The 15,218-nt window shown below is 70.0% G+C and carries 9 protein-coding genes; 6 read left to right on the forward strand and 3 right to left on the reverse strand.

From position 1 onward, the window contains the following. Nucleotides 1-154 precede the first annotated feature (154 nt). From ACRAKJ_RS11005 to ACRAKJ_RS11030, 6 genes are all read left to right on the forward strand, one after another. Nucleotides 155-2,146 carry a pectinesterase family protein gene (locus ACRAKJ_RS11005; RefSeq protein WP_438920731.1) on the forward strand — a complete coding sequence of 664 codons (1,992 nt, stop codon included), beginning with the start codon at nucleotides 155-157 and terminating at the stop codon, nucleotides 2,144-2,146. Next, nucleotides 2,143-3,018, forward strand: coding sequence for an ABC transporter permease subunit (locus ACRAKJ_RS11010; protein WP_438920730.1), 876 nt, complete (start codon nucleotides 2,143-2,145; stop codon nucleotides 3,016-3,018). Before ACRAKJ_RS11005 ends, ACRAKJ_RS11010 begins: the two co-directional genes overlap by 4 nt. Continuing rightward, nucleotides 3,015-3,926 (forward strand): ABC transporter permease subunit, encoded by a 912-nt coding sequence (locus ACRAKJ_RS11015; RefSeq protein ID WP_438920729.1) that lies wholly within the window; start codon nucleotides 3,015-3,017, stop codon nucleotides 3,924-3,926. The genes ACRAKJ_RS11010 and ACRAKJ_RS11015 overlap by 4 nt, the downstream gene beginning before the upstream one ends. Nucleotides 3,927-3,934: 8 nt before the next feature. Next, on the forward strand, nucleotides 3,935-5,221 hold the full coding sequence (locus ACRAKJ_RS11020; RefSeq protein ID WP_438920728.1) for an extracellular solute-binding protein: 1,287 nt from the start codon (nucleotides 3,935-3,937) through the stop codon (nucleotides 5,219-5,221). Continuing rightward, nucleotides 5,218-6,369: an enolase C-terminal domain-like protein gene (locus ACRAKJ_RS11025; RefSeq protein ID WP_438920727.1), complete on the forward strand. Its 1,152-nt coding sequence runs from the start codon at nucleotides 5,218-5,220 to the stop codon at nucleotides 6,367-6,369. Before ACRAKJ_RS11020 ends, ACRAKJ_RS11025 begins: the two co-directional genes overlap by 4 nt. Nucleotides 6,370-6,454: 85 nt before the next feature. Further along, nucleotides 6,455-7,393 carry a pectate lyase family protein gene (locus ACRAKJ_RS11030; protein WP_438920726.1) on the forward strand — a complete coding sequence of 313 codons (939 nt, stop codon included), beginning with the start codon at nucleotides 6,455-6,457 and terminating at the stop codon, nucleotides 7,391-7,393. A 113-nt stretch (nucleotides 7,394-7,506) separates the two neighbouring features. Here the strand turns inward: ACRAKJ_RS11030 and ACRAKJ_RS11035 are convergent, their stop codons facing one another. The 3 genes from ACRAKJ_RS11035 to ACRAKJ_RS11045 all read right to left on the reverse strand — a co-directional run bounded on the left by ACRAKJ_RS11035 (nucleotide 7,507) and on the right by ACRAKJ_RS11045 (nucleotide 14,968). Further along, complete coding sequence (locus tag ACRAKJ_RS11035; protein ID WP_438920725.1) at nucleotides 7,507-9,216, reverse strand: DUF6119 family protein; 1,710 nt, start codon at nucleotides 9,214-9,216, stop codon at nucleotides 7,507-7,509. Nucleotides 9,217-9,354: 138 nt separating this feature from the next. Then, nucleotides 9,355-10,821, reverse strand: a complete 1,467-nt coding sequence (locus ACRAKJ_RS11040; RefSeq protein WP_438920724.1) for a ricin-type beta-trefoil lectin domain protein — start codon at nucleotides 10,819-10,821, stop codon at nucleotides 9,355-9,357. 211 nt (nucleotides 10,822-11,032) lie between these two features. Further along, a complete protein-coding gene (locus ACRAKJ_RS11045; protein ID WP_438920723.1) occupies nucleotides 11,033-14,968 on the reverse strand; it encodes a discoidin domain-containing protein in 3,936 nt (1,311 codons plus the stop codon). Nucleotides 14,969-15,218 lie beyond the last annotated feature (250 nt).

Here is a 15,218-nt window from a genome sequence, read left to right on the forward strand (position 1 = left end):
CGCGCTCGTGCTTTCCTGCGCCTTGGGCGTGATCGTGACAGCACCGGCGTACGCAAGCCCTGACCTGGGCAGACAAGTTCTGCAAGCAGGTGACGGCTGGGCGTCGAGCGGCCCCGGGACGACCGGTGGTTCCCAGGCGACGACGGTGCACACCGTGCGCACCGAAGCGGAATTGCGCGCCGCTCTCGCCGCTCCCGCGCCGCGCCTCATCAAAGTGCGCGGCGTGATCGACCTGAGGGCCGATTGCAGCGAATACGCGGCGAACGGCTACACCCTCGCGGGCTACCTGGCCGAATACGACCCGGCCGTCTGGGGGCGTGAGCGCGAACCCAGCGGCCCGCTGGAGGAGGCCCGTGCCGCGTCCGCGCAGCGGCAGCAGGCGGCGATCGGCATCCCGGTGGGGAGCGACACCACGATCGTCGGCGACGGACGCGGCGCGGGCCTCACCGGCGCCAACCTGCGCGTGCACGGCGTGCAGAACGTGATCATCCGCAACCTCACCTTCCGCGACACCCGCGACTGCTTCCCGCAGTGGGACCCGACCGACGGCGCGGAGGGCAACTGGAACTCCGCCTACGACGCGGTGTCCCTCCAGCGGGCCACCAACGTGTGGGTCGACCACAACACGTTCACCGACCAGCCGTACCCGGACAGCTCCCTGCCGTCCTACTTCGGCCGCCCGTTCCAGCAGCACGACGGCTCGCTCGACATGACCAACGGCACCGACCTGGTCACCGCGTCGTACAACCTGTTCGAGGACCACGGCAAGACGATGCTCATCGGTTCGTCGAACACCTCGACCACCGACCCGGGCAAGCTGCGCGTCACCGTGCACCACAACGTGTTCCGCAACGTCGAGGAACGCCTCCCGCGGGTGCGCTTCGGCCAGGTGCACGTCTACAACAACCTCTACGAGCCCGGCCCGTCGTTCGCCTACGGCTGGGGCGTGGGCGTGCGGTCGGCCCTCCACGTGGAGAACAACTACGTCAAACTCGGCAACGGCGGCTCGGTCGAGACGCTCATCCGCAACTGGGGCGGCACCGCCATCACCGAGGTGGGCACGCTGGTCGACGGACGCCCGGTGGACGTGCTCGACGCGTTCAACGCGGCCAACCCGACCGCGCAGCTCGGCGGCGACGCCGGCTGGACGCCGACGCTGAACCGCGGCCTCGAACCGGCCTCCCGGGTCAAGAACCTCAAGGCGGGCGCCCTCCAGCGCGAGCGGTACCACGTGGCCAAGGGCACCGACTTCGACACCGTGCAGGCCGCGATCGACGCCGCGCCGCCCGGCACCACCATCACCCTCGGCAAGGGCGTGTACCGCGAGGTGGTCCGGGTCCCGGCGACCAAGCCCGACCTGCTGCTCAAGGGCTCCACCGGCACCGCCCGCGACGTCGTCATCGACTACGACAACGCCAGCGGCACGAGGAAGGCCGACGGCACCACGTACGGCACGACCGGTTCGGCCACCGCGACCATCGAGGCCGACGGGTTCACCGCCCGCGACCTCACGTTCAGCAACTCGTTCGACCGGGCCGCGCACCCCGGGATCACCGCCACCCAGGCCGTCGCGGTCAAGGCCACCGGCGACCGGCAGTACTACGACCGCGTCCGGTTCCTCGGCCACCAGGACACCCTGTACGCCGACACCCGCAACGCGAGCACGCGGGCCCGCCAGTACTACCGGGGCGGCGAGGTCGTCGGCGACGTCGACTTCCTGTTCGGCCGCGCGACCGCCGTGTTCGACCAGATGACGATCACCGCGCTGGACCGGGGCGGCGACCCCAACGGGTACGTCACCGCGGCCAGCACCCGGCGCGACAACCCGCACGGGTTCCTCGTCGTCAACTCCCGCATCACCAGCGACGCCCCGGCGGGCACCTACTACCTGGGCCGGCCGTGGCACCCCGGCGGCGACCCGGACGCCATCGCCTCGGTCGTCATCCGCGACACCGAGCTGCCCGCCGCGGTGAAGGCCGCGCCGTGGACCGACATGTCCGGCTTCCCCTGGCGCGACGCCCGGTTCGCCGAGTACCGCAACCGGGGCGCCGGCGCGGCCACCGGCCCCGACCGCCCGCAGCTCACGGCCGAGCAGGCCGCGCAGCACACCGTCCGCGCGTACCTCGGCGACTGGGACCCCGCATGAGGACTCGCACGTGGGCGCCCTACGCGCTGATCGCACCGACGCTGGTGCTGATGGGGATCTTCCTGGTCTACCCGATCGGGAGCGTCGTCTACTACAGCCTCCAGCGGTACAACGTCACGCAGCCGTGGAAGAACGGCTTCGCGGGGCTGGACAACTTCAGGCAGATGCTGTTCGACGACCCGCTGTTCTGGCAGAGCCTCGCGTTCAGCGCCAAGTGGGTGGTCGTCGAGGTCGGGCTCCAGCTCCTGCTGGGCCTGGTCCTCGCCCTGATCGTGAACGAGACGTTCATCGGGCGCGGCATCGCCCGGGCGCTGGTGTTCTCGCCCTGGGCGGTGTCCGGCGTGCTGACCACCGGCATCTGGATCCTGCTGCTCAACCCGTCCACCGGCATCTTCCAGGTGCTCTCCGAGTGGGGCATCGGGTCGCCGGGCACCTCCGTGCTCGGCAACCCCGACACGGTGTTCGACGCCCTCGTGGTGACCGAGCTGTGGCGCGGCGTGCCGTTCTTCGCGATCCTGCTGCTCGCCGACCTCCAGAGCATCCCCAAGGACCTCTACGAGGCGGCGTCGGTGGACGGCGCGAGCCGGTGGCGGCGCTTCACCAGCGTCACCCTGCCGCACCTCAAGGACGCGATCATCCTGTCCACCCTGCTCCGGGCGGTGTGGGAGTTCAACAACGTGGACCTCATCTACACGCTGACCGGCGGCGGGCCCGCGAACCAGACCACGACCCTGCCGCTGTACGTGGCGCGGCAGGCCGTCGACTCGCACAACTTCGGGTACGGCTCGGCGCTCACCGTGGCCGGGTTCCTGATCCTGCTGTTCTTCTCGATCGTGTACCTGCGGGTGTCGAAGTTCGGGAGCCGGGCATGACCGAGACGTTGGGCAAGACCGACACCCTGGTGCGCGAGGTCGTCGACACCACGCACCCGAAGCCGCCGACCGGGCGCCGCCGCCGGCGCGCGGTGGCCGAGGAGCCGGGCAAGCCGTGGATGATCCACGTGCCGCTGGTGCTGTACCTGCTGTTCACGATCATCCCGTTCTACTGGATGCTGGTGTTCGCGGTGCGCCCGGCCGGCTCGACGCAGCTCGTGCCGTGGCCGATCTCGTTCGAGCACTTCGACACGGTGTGGAACGACATCGGGTTCGGCGTGTTCTTCTACAACAGCGTGGTCATGGGCCTCGGCGTGCTGGTGTTCGTGACGATCCTGTCGGTGATGGGCGGGTACGCGCTGGCCCGGTTCAAGTTCCGCGGCCAGCGGGTGTTCCTGCTGGCGATGCTGTGCAGCCAGTTCATCCCCGGCGCGATGATGCTGATCCCGCTGTTCGTGATCTTCAAGAGCGCGGGCCTGCTCAACAGCATCACCGGCCTGGTCATCGCCGAGGTGGCGTTCCAGCTGCCGCTGTCGCTGATCCTGATGAGCGGGTTCATCCGCAACATCTCCGTGGAGCTGGAAGAGGCCGCGATGGTGGACGGCTGCTCGCGCCTGCGCGCGTTCTTCGCCGTCGTCCTGCCGCAGCTCAAGCCCGCCCTGGTGGCGGTCGGGTCGTTCGCGTTCATCGGCGCGTGGAACAACTTCCTGTTCGCGCTCATGTTCGCGACGAGGCAGGACAAGTTCACCCTGCCGGTCGGCCTGAGCTACACGTTGGGTGAGTTCAACACCGATTTCGGAGCGCTCGCCGCCGGTGGCGTGGTCGCGGCCGTGCCGGTGGTCCTGGTTTTCGCCGTCGTGCAGCGGTTCCTGGTGCAGGGGCTCAGCGCCGGGGCTGTGAAGGGATAGGGAGCATCATGAGAAAACTGCTGGTCGCCGTGGCCGCCGCCGCGCTGGCGCTGTCCGCCTGCTCGTCCGGGGGAGGTGCGGGGAGCGACGGGAACGTCACCCTCACCTTCTGGGACAACAACGGCGGTCCCGCCCGCGAGCCGATCTACAAGGAGCTGATCAGCCGCTTCGAGTCCGCGAACCCGACCATCAAGGTCGAGTACGTCGGCATCCCCAGCGCGTCGGTGCAGCAGAAGTACGACACCGCCATCGCGGGCGGCGAGACGCCCGACGTGGGCGGCGTGACCACCTCGTACCTCGCTCACCTGGTCGGCCAGGAGGCGCTCGCGCCCCTCGACGACCGCATCAACAACGGTCCGCTGAAGGACAAGCTGCTGCCCTCCCTGGTGGAGACCGTCCGCCAGACCGCGCCCGACGGCAAGCTCTACGTCGTCCCGTCGTCGGCCAACATGGACATCATCTGGTACCGCACCGACTGGTTCGAGGACGCCGGCGTCGAGCCGCCGAAGACCTGGGACGAGTTCCTCGCCGCCGCCGAGAAGCTCACCGACGCCGCCGCCAACAAGTACGGCTACACCATCCGCGGTGGCGCGGGCTCGGTGTTCCAGCTGATCACCGAGGCGTACGCGTACTCCGGCGTGGACAACTTCTTCAAGGACGGCAAGAGCACGCTGGGCGACGAGGGCAACGCCGAGCTGGTCGACAAGATCGCCAAGCTCTACAAGAAGGCCACGCCCGAGGCCGACGTCAACAACAGCTTCACCCAGATGATCGCCCAGTTCACCGGCGGCTCGGTCGCCATGATGCACCACAACCTCGGCTCCTACAGCGACGTGACGAAGGCGCTCGGCGACAAGGTCGCCGCGATCCCGCTGCCGGTCGGCCCCAGCGGCAAGCGGACCGTCGTGCCCAACCCGACCGACGGCTTCGCGGTGTTCAAGAACAGCGAGAACCAGGACGCGGCGTGGAAGTTCGCCGAGTTCCTCACCTCCGCCGAGTCCAACAGCTACTGGAACGAGAAGGTCGGCCAGATCCCGGCCAACACCGACGTGCGCGGCGAGGCGTGGATCGACAAGGCCGCCCACGTGAAGATGGCGCTCGGCGTCCTGGAGGACCCGGCCACCATCCTCGTGCCCGCGCCGGTCTACCTGCCGCAGTACTCCTCGATCACCAAGACCGACAGCGAGCCCCAGTACCAGAAGGTGCTCCTCGGCGAGCTCAGCGCCCAGCAGTTCCTGGACGACGTGGCGACGAAGCTCACCGAGGCGCAGAAGGAGTGGGAGGACCGCAAATGATCGAGCGCGTCGAGGTGTCGGTGTTCACGACCACCGCGTTCACCGCGGTGGACCCGCACGGGCACCGGCACCCGAGCGCCGAGCACGAGGTCCGCGAGGCGCTGCTGGAGATCACCGACTCCGACGGCGCGGTCGGCCGCGTGCAGGTGCACCCCGACCAGTTGCGGCCCGCCGTGCTCGACTCGATCGTGAAGCCGGTGCTGCTGGGCGCCGACCCGTGGGACCGGGAGCGGCTGTGGACGGCGATGGCGCGCAAGCAGCGCGGCTCGCACGGCCGGTTCACCGACCGCGCCCTCGGCTACGTCGACACCGCCCTGTGGGACCTGGTCGGCAGGCTCGCCGACCTGCCGGTGTGGAAGCTGCTCGGCGGCGCCCGGTCCCGCGTCCCGGCCTACGCCAGCACCATGTGCGGCGACGAGATCCCCGGCGGGCTGTCCACGCCCGGCGACTACGCCGCGTTCGCCAAGGACCTCGTCGCGCGCGGCTACCGGGCGATCAAGCTGCACACCTGGATGCCGCCGGTGCCCGGCGCGCCCAACGTGCGGGCCGACATCGCCGCGTGCGAGGCCGTGCGCGAGGCCGTGGGGCCCGCCGTGGCCCTGATGCTCGACGCCAACCACTGGTACTCGCGCACCGACGCGCTGGAACTGGGGCGGGCGCTGGAGGACCTCGACTTCTACTGGTACGAGGAGCCGATGGAGGAGGCGTCCATCAGCTCCTACCGGTGGCTGGCCGAACAGCTGTCCGTGCCGGTCATCGGGCCCGAGGTGGCCTGGGGCAAGCACCACAGCCGCGCCGAGTGGATCACGTCCGGGGCGTGTGACATCCTGCGCGCCGGGCCCACCGACGTGGGCGGCATCTCGCCGACCGTGAAGGCCGCGCACCTCGCCGAGTCGTTCAACATGGACTGCGAGATCCACGGCGACGGCTCCGCGTCGCTGGCCGTGCTCGGCGGCACCGGCACCGGCCGCTGGTACGAGCGCGGCCTGCTGCACCCGCACCACGACTTCGACCGCGTGCCGCCGCACCGGCTCGCGATCGCCGACCCGCTCGACGACGAGGGCTTCGTCCACCTGTCCACCGCGCCCGGCCTGGGGGACGAGTTCGACGTCGAGCACATCCGTTCGCACACGCTGGAGAGGTGGTGAGTCCGGTGTAGGTCCTCGGCCCGCCGCCACGGAAAGAACCGCCGCCGGTTCCCTTTTCCATCCACAGTCGTATGGAGGAAACCGCATGTCACGCAAGACTTCCCGTGCGCTGCTCGCGGCCGCGGCACTCGCGTCCACCGCGCTCATGGTGGCGCCGTCGGCCAACGCGGCCTCGTTCAACCTGGAGGGCTGGGCCACCCAGTGCGGTGGCACCTCGGGTGGTAGCGGTGGCACCACGGTGGACGTGAACAACACGACCGCCTTCGTCAACGCCGCGAAGGCGTCGACCACGTCGATCATCCGCGTCTCCGGCACCATCACGCTGTCCAGCATGACGAAGGTGGCGTCCAACAAGACGATCATCGGCGTCGGCTCGGGCGCCACGATCGCGGGCCACGGCCTCAACGTGTCCGAGGCCAACAACGTCATCATCCGGAACCTGAACTTCAGGGACTGGAAGGACGACGCGATCAACGTGCAGTACTCGACGCGGGTGTGGATCGACCACAACAGCCTGCGCAACGGCTACGACGGCGCGATCGACGTCAAGCGCGCGTCCGACTGCGTGACCGTGTCGTGGAACAAGATCAGCGGCCACGACAAGAGCATGCTGCTGGGCCACAGCGACGACAACGGTGGCGAGGACCGGGGCAAGCTGCGCGTCAGCTACCACCACAACTGGTTCGACGGCACCGGCCAGCGCCACCCGCGCGTGCGCTTCGGCAACCCGGTGCACGTCTACAACAACTACTACGGCGGCGTGACGTCGTACGGCGTGGCCTCCACGGAGGAGGCGGGTGTCCTCGTCGAGGGCAACTACTTCGAGAACACCGAGGACCCGTTCCACCGCGGCGAGGGCAGCTCCGACCCGGCGAACCTCGTGGCGCGGAACAACCACTTCGTGAACTCGGGTTCGGGCGACCAGGGCGGCAGCGTCAAGTCGATCCCCTACTCCTACACCCTCGACAGCGCGAGCAGCGTGAAGTCGGTCGTGCAGAGCGGCGCGGGCACGGGCAAGATCTGACGTCCCCGCGCGTGACGGCGGCCCCCGGACTCCTCGTCCCGGGGGCCGCCCCCGTCGGTGCCGCGACCGGGGTACCCGCGCCGCCGCTCCCGGTCCGCGCCGAAGGGGCCCGCCTAACTCCCGATGACGACGACCTGCACGGGTATGCCGTAGGTCGTCAGCGTCAGGAAGGCCGACACCAGCGTGGACCGGGCGAAGGTGAACAGCGTGTCGGGGCTGAGCGGCTTGTCGGAGCGGTGGATGGCGAACACGAGGCTCCCGGGCCGATCGCCCATGCGTGAAGCGCGCTCGGGGTCCTGCTCCGCAACGACCTCCCGGAACTTCCGCCAGGTGGCCGGTTCGGTGAAGCTCTCGGCGGCCACCAGGCCCTGCGCGAACAGGTGGCTCAGCGGACTCGAACCGGTCGCCGAACTCGTCTGCTTGACGTGCACCAGAGCGTCATCCGGTCCGAGCAGGTCGCACGCCTCGAAGCCCCGGCGGTGAGCGCGCGTCGTCACCAGCTTCTTGTCCAGGCAGAGGAACCGCGGGTCAGCTGTCGGCACATAGGCGTTGTACGCGCCTTCATCGACCTTTCCCCTGTCGTTCAGGGGTGCCTCCGACCACCGGGGGAGTCGCCACGGCGGATCGGTGCCGAACGCCTGCCGCACGACGCGGTCCACGTGAGCGACGTACTCCTCACCCAAGGTGAACCACTCGCCGTCCAGCAGCACGTGGCGATCGGTGCCCCGCGTCACCTCCGCGGCGATCCACTGGGTGACGGGCAGCTCGTCGCTCGCGGCCTGGCCCTGCTCGTCGTACCCGACGATGCGCCCGGACCGCACCGCCTGCAACCGGCGCTCGACGGGCAGGTCGCGCAGCGCGCCGGCCAGGTGGTCGAGGGTGAGGTCATCGGTGTCGAGAGGAACACCGTTGAGCATGCCGGTATAGCGCACCACGTCCGGTCCCTCGAGGTACCTCGCGGGGTAGGAGATCCCCAGTTCGCCACCCTCCTCCGAGGAGGAGGCGAGCCTGGTGGCGACGGCGAGGTCGAGTTCCTCCTTCAGGTCACCGGGTGGCACCCGGCGCACCCACTGCAACGGTTCGAGACCTTCGGCGACATCGCACCCTCGCAGCACACGACTTATCTCGGCGAGATCGGACACCAGTCGGTCGCCGTCGACGCTCAACCGCAACTTCACCCCGTCTGCGCAGTCCAGGCGGAGGCGGGGAGAACGGCGTCGTTTCGTCGGGGTCATGTGGGTGAGCCGGATCTCCACGTCCTCGCGGGCGAACCCGGCGAGCCCGCGGACCAGTTCGGCGTGTTCCCTCAGTCCGAACGTCCACAGACCTTGCCCACCGGGCACGACGTTGCGGTCGACACGCGACTTGGAGCTCAGGGCCCACCGGGTCACCTGCCGCACCTCGTCCTGGTCGAGCAGGCGAACGGCGAGGTCGACGCCGAACTCGCGGTCGACCCTGCTGTCGCGGAGCAGGCGCCACCCGTGGTTGAAGGTGACGGCGAAGACGTCCGGGCCGATGTCGATGAAGAGGGCTGCGGACGCCACGCGGCGCGTGTAGGGCAGGTCGACGGAGGTGAGGCTCCGCACCATCGACGTCCACTCGACCGGTTCGTCGTCGGATATACCGGACACGAGCAGTCCGTTTCGGTCCCCGACCATGACTTCGCGTGCCTCGAAACGGCTTCCGGGCTCGAGGGCCTTGAGCGCGATGCACGAGCGGAGGTCGTCAACCTCCAGCAGGCGGTAGAGGCTTACCAGACGTGTGCCGACCACAGGGCTGCTTTCGCCCGGTGCGGCTTCCGCTATCGGTGTATCCGGCTCCATGATTGCTGATCATTGCGTGACGAACGCAGTGGGGGAATTCCACGTTAGAAGGAATGCTGTAACACAACCGTGTATTCAGTGTTTACTGTGGAGCGGCGTTGCGCGAGCTTTCGCTCCGTGCAACGCCGCTCCCTCAGGTCAGGCGCGACGCCACTTCTGGTTCGCGCCGCCCGTGCACTCCCACTGCTGGAGCGGGGTGCCGGAGCCGCCCCACGACGTGATGTCGACGCACTTGTTCGCCTGCGGGTTGACCAGGTCGCCCGCCGCGCTCAGGACGAACTGCTGCGCCGGGTTGCCGGAGCAGGTGGCGAGCTGGATGGCCGCGCCGTTGTCGCGCGAGCCCCAGGCCACGTCCATGCACTTGCCGAAGGCGCGGACGGTGCCGTCGCCGGGGAACGTCCAGTTCTGCGCGTTGGTGCCGTTGCAGTCCCACACCTGGAGCCGCCGGCCGTCGACGGCGTTCGAGTTCGGCACGTCGACGCACTTGTCCTGGTAGCCGACGATCCGGCTCGTGCCGCCGCCACCGGTCGTGGTGAGCCGGAGCCCGTAGGCGTTCAGGATCTCGTTGACCGGCTGGAACAGCGACGTGCCGCCGTTCGCGCAGGTGCCGGCCGCGCCCGAGGCGACGCCCTGGGCGTGGGTGCCCGCCAGGTACGAGCCGCCGGAGTCGCCGGGCTGCGCGCACGCGGTGGTGGAGGTCAGGCCGTGGACCAGTTGACCGGAGTAGTTGACCGTGACGTTCTTGGCCTGGACCGTGCCGCAGCGCCAGCCCGTCGTGCGGCCGGAGCGGCACACGGACGCGCCGACGCCCGCCTCCTGCGACCCGGTGACGCCGACGCTGCCGCCGGAGTGGTTGTTCACGTACGGGGTGGGCGCCCAGTTGCCGTTGGTGCGCACCCAGGCGTAGTCGTTGTCCGGGAACGAGGAGCCGGCGAAGGTGCCCTGGGCGGCGTTGTTGAAGCCGAGCGTCGGGCTGCCGGTGCCGCCGCAGTGCCCGGCCGTGACGAACCCGCCGTTGTCGACGGAGAAACCGACGGAGCACAGCGTGTTGCCGTTGATGACGTACTGGTCGCCGCCCCGGATGTCGTACACCGGGCGCGGGGCCTCGGTGACCTCCGCGCGGGCGGTGACGCCGGCCTTCGCGGCGAACGCGCGGGCCGCCCCGGTGGAGCGGGCGTTCACCACGACCGCGTTGGTCGCCGGGTCGACATACCAGGAGTGCACGTCGGCCGGCGCGGCCGAGCGGTCCAGCGCGGTCTTGGCGTCTACCAGGGACTTCTCGGTCCTCGCCACGGTGACGGGCGTGGCGCCGGCCGCGCGCACGGCGTCGGCGTCGGCGGGGGAGACCACGCCGACCTTGAGGCCGCCGTCGTACCAGGCCCCGCCGAACCGGTCGCCCAGGCGCGCCCTCAGCGCCTTCTCGACCGGCACGGAGGCCGTCTCGGCGGCCTGGTGCACGGCGGCGTCGGCGGGCGTCCAGCCGAGGTCCCGCTCCAGCGCGACGTGCAGGTCGTCGGACGGGGCGGGCGCCGCCTGCGCGGTGGCGGGCACGACTGCGAACGCGACGGCCAACGCCGCCGCGCCACATTGCGCGATCAATCTCACGACAGCTCCTTGAGCAGGGAGGAGAGGTGGTGAGAGCGCTCTCGCGAGAGAGCTTCGCATTTGGTCCAGACCGCGTCAACAGTGATCCGAGAGCGCTCTCCAAGACGATTGGCTCGCTGGCCCCGCCCCGGCCCGGGTGGGACCGCACGCGTGACGCGACCCCGCCCCCAGGGCTCGATCGCCACCGGGGACGGGGTCGCCGCACCACCGCCTACGGGTTGACGGTGATCGTGAACGTGCTCGTGCGGTTGCGGATGTTCTCCGCGTTGTCGCTGAACCTGAGGTTGTTGAAGGTCACCGAGCCGACAGCCGGACCCTGGTTCTGCTCCGGCATCTCGTTCGCCCACAGGCCCATGCCGGACTTCGCCTGGAACTCGTCACCGCTCAGCCGCGCCCCGGAGATCGAGACGTTGGTCAGCACGGTGTCCTGGATCGGGTTCTCCGGCGTCGTCCCGGTGTACTTGGTCTGGAACATGATGCCCGAGTACGTCGGGTCGATGATGTCGACGTCGTTGACCCGGATGCCCCGGAACGGCTTGGAGGCCGAGAACATCCAGATGCCCGGGAACGTCTGCGCGCCCCAGAAGTGACCGCCCGTGCGGACCAGGGTGATCCCGCTGAACGTCGTCGGCTCGGGGCCGAAGCCGTTCATGGGGTAGCCGAAGTCCAGCGAGCTGATCGTGACACCCGAGTAGGTCAGCGTGTCGGCGACGTAGATGTTGCGGAACGTGTTGAGGAAGCCGCCGTAGACGGCCAGGCCCGCCGCGCGCCACGTGGTGAGCGAGCTGAGGTTCTCGTACACGTTGTTCTTCTCGTCCGCGCCGCCCGCGTCGATCGCCGAGAACAGCGCGAAGCTGTCGTCACCGGTCGAGCGCGCCTCGATGTTCTGCACGAGGTTGTCCGTGCTGCCGTTGGTCATGTTCACGCCGTCGGCGAACGTGTTGCGGATGCGGGAGTTCTTGATGGTCATGAAGTCGGTGTTCGCTCCCCAGTAGAGGCACACCACGTGCTCGGCCCAGATGTTGTCGATGGTGATCCGGGAGACGTTCGCGAAGTCGAACACCTTGCCGGGGCCGTCGATGCGGGACGTGTAGTTGCCGAAGAACGCGAAGTCGCGGAACACCGAGCCGTTGACGGAGGACTCGGCGCGGAAGCCCGCGTCGGTGTTCTCCTGCGTCGTCGGCACGACGAACCTGGTGAACCACGGGCCCGCGCCGACCACCTGGACCGGCTTGCCGTACACCTGGAACTTCTGCGACGTGGTGTACGTGCCCGCCGGCAGGTACACGCCGAGGAGGGTGCCGCTGGTGTCCGTGCGGAACCGGTCGAGCGCGTTCTGCACGTCCTGGTGGCCGAAGCCGGTCGGCGTGATGAACCGCGCCGGGTCCGGGTTCCCCCTGGCCACCGCGTTCTCGAAGTTCACGAAGTCGATGGCGTAGTTCGTGCCGTTCGCCGCGTCCTTCTGGAGCTTGATCCTCGTGCCCGCCGGGAACGTCCCGTCGAGCACCGTGCTCGCCTCGTCGTAGATGTGCCGCGGACCGCCCGCGCCCGGCGAGTTGCCCGGGCTCGCCTCGTTGCCGTACAGCCAGGTGTGGCGCGAGTGCAGGTCGAGCGCCTTGTGGAAGGTGCCGTTGACGTAGACGTTGATCGTCGAGGCGATGCCGCCGCCACCGGGCGCGTCCGGGATGGAGAACCGGGTGACCAGGGTGTTGGTCGGCGCGGTGGTGGTGAACTCGACGGACTGGCCGGTCGCGGTGAGCGTGACCGCGCGGCGGCCGGACGCCTCGCCGGCGAGGTCGCCGATGATCCGGTTCGGGCCGATCCTGGTCGCGCCGCCCGCCGCGGTGCCGTCCTCGGCCTCGACGTGCTGCCACGGCACGTTCGCGCCCCGGCCGACGAACAGCGGCTGCTCGGTGCGGTTGTTGCCCTGCCGGGCCGCGATCTCGTTGGCGTCCACCGCGACCTGGGTGCGGACGGTGTAGTTGCCGTTCGCGGCGGTCCACGAGCCCAGGGCGACCTGCGCGGACTGGCCCGGCTGGAGCACGCCGGTGTAGCCGCCGGTCAGGGTCTGCGCGGTGCCGCCGGAGGCGTTGAGCACGGTCAGCGTGACGCCGTGCGCGCCGCCCGCCGTGGCGATGCCGCCGTCGTTGCGCAGGACCGCGGTGAACGCCGTGGCCTGGCCGTTGGCCGGGTTGGTGGGCGACCAGCCGACCGACGCGACCAGGTCCGAGCTGGGCACCGGCGTGACGACCAGGGCCGACGGGTGCAGGCGGGCGTTGTTCGCCTCGTCCTGCTCGACGACCTTCTTCGTCTCGTCGACCTTCGCCGTGTACTGGTAGGAGCCGGAGCCGCGCGGGCCGACGTTCGCCGAGACCGCGGCCGACGCGCCCGCCGCGAGCGCGCCCACCTGGGCGGTGCCGACCGCGTCGGCGCCGAGGAAGAACGTGACGTCGGTGGCCGCGGACGCCGCCGTGCCCGCGTTCCGCACGGTCGCGGACAGCGTGATCGCGCTCGTCTCCACCGGGCTCGCCGGGGTGAACGACGTGCCGCTCACGGTCAGGTCCGGGTTGGGCGCGGCCGTGCCGAACACCTGGAACTCGGCGACCTGGCCGCCGGGCGCGCCCGTGTTGGAGGTGATGCGCAGCTGCACGTCCGCGACGCGGGCGGTCAGCGGGATGGTGACCTGGTTGCCCGACGCCGGGTCGAACCGGTAGTCGCGCGCCGCCACCAGGCTCGTGAAGCCGGTCGCGCTCTGCTCGCGGCCCAGCACCTGCACGTTCTGCGTGCGGGCGCCCCACGCCGAGGACGGGTTCAGCTTGAGCGTGACCGAGCCGACGTCGGCGTTGGAGCCGAGCTGCGTGGTGAGCGTGCCCGGGTGGGCCGCGGCCTCCCAGTAGGTGTTCACGTCGTCGTCCACGGCGTTGGCCGCGACGAAGGTGAACGCGTGCGAGCTCGCCGTGGTGGGCCTGCCCTTGGCGAGGTTCGTGCCGGGCGGGCCGGGGTTGCCGGGGCGGGTGACGCTCGCGCTCTGCGGCGACTGGTTGCCCGCCGCGTCCCTGGCCACGACGTGGTAGGTGACGGCGACGCCGTCGGGCTGGGTGTCGGTGTGGGCGAGGACGGTGCCCGCGACGGCGGTGCGCAGCTGCCCGTTCGCGTACACGTCGTAGCCGGTGACGCCGACGTTGTCGGTGGCCGCGTTCCAGGTGAGCCTGACCTGGCCGGACTGCGGCGTCGTGTACGCGAGGCCCGTCGGCGCGGTGGGGGCCTGGGTGTCGCCGCCGGTCGGGCCGTGCAGCTCGAACTCGGCGACCTGCCCGGCGGGCCAGCCGGTGTTGCCGGTGATCAGCAGCCGCAGGTACCGCGTGGTGGTCGCGGTGAAGTCGATCGTCACGGTGTTGTCCGCGGCAGGCTGGAAGGTGTACTGCGCCGAGCGCACGAGGTCGCTGAACGCCGTGCCGTCGGCGCTGGTCTGCACGGCGAGCGTCTGCGTGCGCGCGCCCCAGCCGCCGAGCGGGGTCTTGAGCACCACCCGGTCGACCTTCACCGCCGCGCCGAGGTCCGCGCGCAGCCACTGCGGGAAGGCGTTGTTCGCGCTCTCCCAGTAGGTGGCCTGGTTCCCGTCGCCGGCGTTGGGCGCCTGATAGACGTCGGCCTGGCTGCTCGCGGTGAAGGTCGCGGCCAGCCGGGCCTGCGCGTCGACCCGGCGGACGTCGACCTCGGCCAGCTGCGCGCCCTCGTCCGCGCTGTTCGCGGTCACCTCGACCTGCACGAAGCGGACCAGCGTCGGGTCGACGTCGAACGAGACCTCGTTGCCCTCGTCAGGCGTGAAGGTGTGCGTCCCGGACGGCACCAGGGTGGACAGGGCCTTGCCGTCGAGGCTGGTCCGGATGCTGAAGGTCTGGTCCCGCTCGCCCCAGTGCCCGGGCAGGGACAGCGTCACGCGGTCGATCCGGGTGGGCGCGCCGAGGTCGAGGCCGACGGACCGCGGCAGGGAGTCGGTCTGCCAGTAGGTGTTCGCGTTGTCGTCGTCCACCAGCGCGGCGGCGGGCGCGCCCTGGGCGGCGGGGGAGACCAGGGTCAACGCGGTGAGGGACAGTGCGAGCAGGGAGGCGGCTAGGCGTGAACGAGCACGTGTCGTCGATGACATCGTCGTGCTGGCCCTTCTCGTCGGGCTGTGCAGGGGAAGTTCCGAGCAGGCAAGACCGGGACTTGTCACGAAGTTCCGTCTAGTTGTCGATTTTTTGCGTAGTGCGTTCGAAGAGTTACAGACGGGCTGTGTGAAAGTCAACACATCAGAAACATGACGGGGCGGTCCCCGCCGGACCGCCGCACCGCCGCCTCGAACCCCGTTCCGGGCCGCACCGGGGATCTAGACTCGATCACCTTGGGGAGGTGGC

This window comes from Saccharothrix sp. DSM 118769 (genome assembly GCF_052936295.1).

Excerpts from the sequence above, each read along its gene's own strand:
- ACRAKJ_RS11045 (WP_438920723.1), bottom strand. The coding sequence starts at position 14,968 with ATGTCATCGACGACACGTGCTCGTTCACGCCTAGCCGCCTCCCTGCTC.
- ACRAKJ_RS11015 (WP_438920729.1), top strand. The coding sequence starts at position 3,015 with ATGACCGAGACGTTGGGCAAGACCGACACCCTGGTGCGCGAGGTCGTC.
- ACRAKJ_RS11035 (WP_438920725.1), bottom strand. The coding sequence starts at position 9,216 with ATGGAGCCGGATACACCGATAGCGGAAGCCGCACCGGGCGAAAGCAGC.
- ACRAKJ_RS11025 (WP_438920727.1), top strand. The coding sequence starts at position 5,218 with ATGATCGAGCGCGTCGAGGTGTCGGTGTTCACGACCACCGCGTTCACC.
- ACRAKJ_RS11030 (WP_438920726.1), top strand. The coding sequence starts at position 6,455 with ATGTCACGCAAGACTTCCCGTGCGCTGCTCGCGGCCGCGGCACTCGCG.
- ACRAKJ_RS11010 (WP_438920730.1), top strand. The coding sequence starts at position 2,143 with ATGAGGACTCGCACGTGGGCGCCCTACGCGCTGATCGCACCGACGCTG.
- ACRAKJ_RS11020 (WP_438920728.1), top strand. The coding sequence starts at position 3,935 with ATGAGAAAACTGCTGGTCGCCGTGGCCGCCGCCGCGCTGGCGCTGTCC.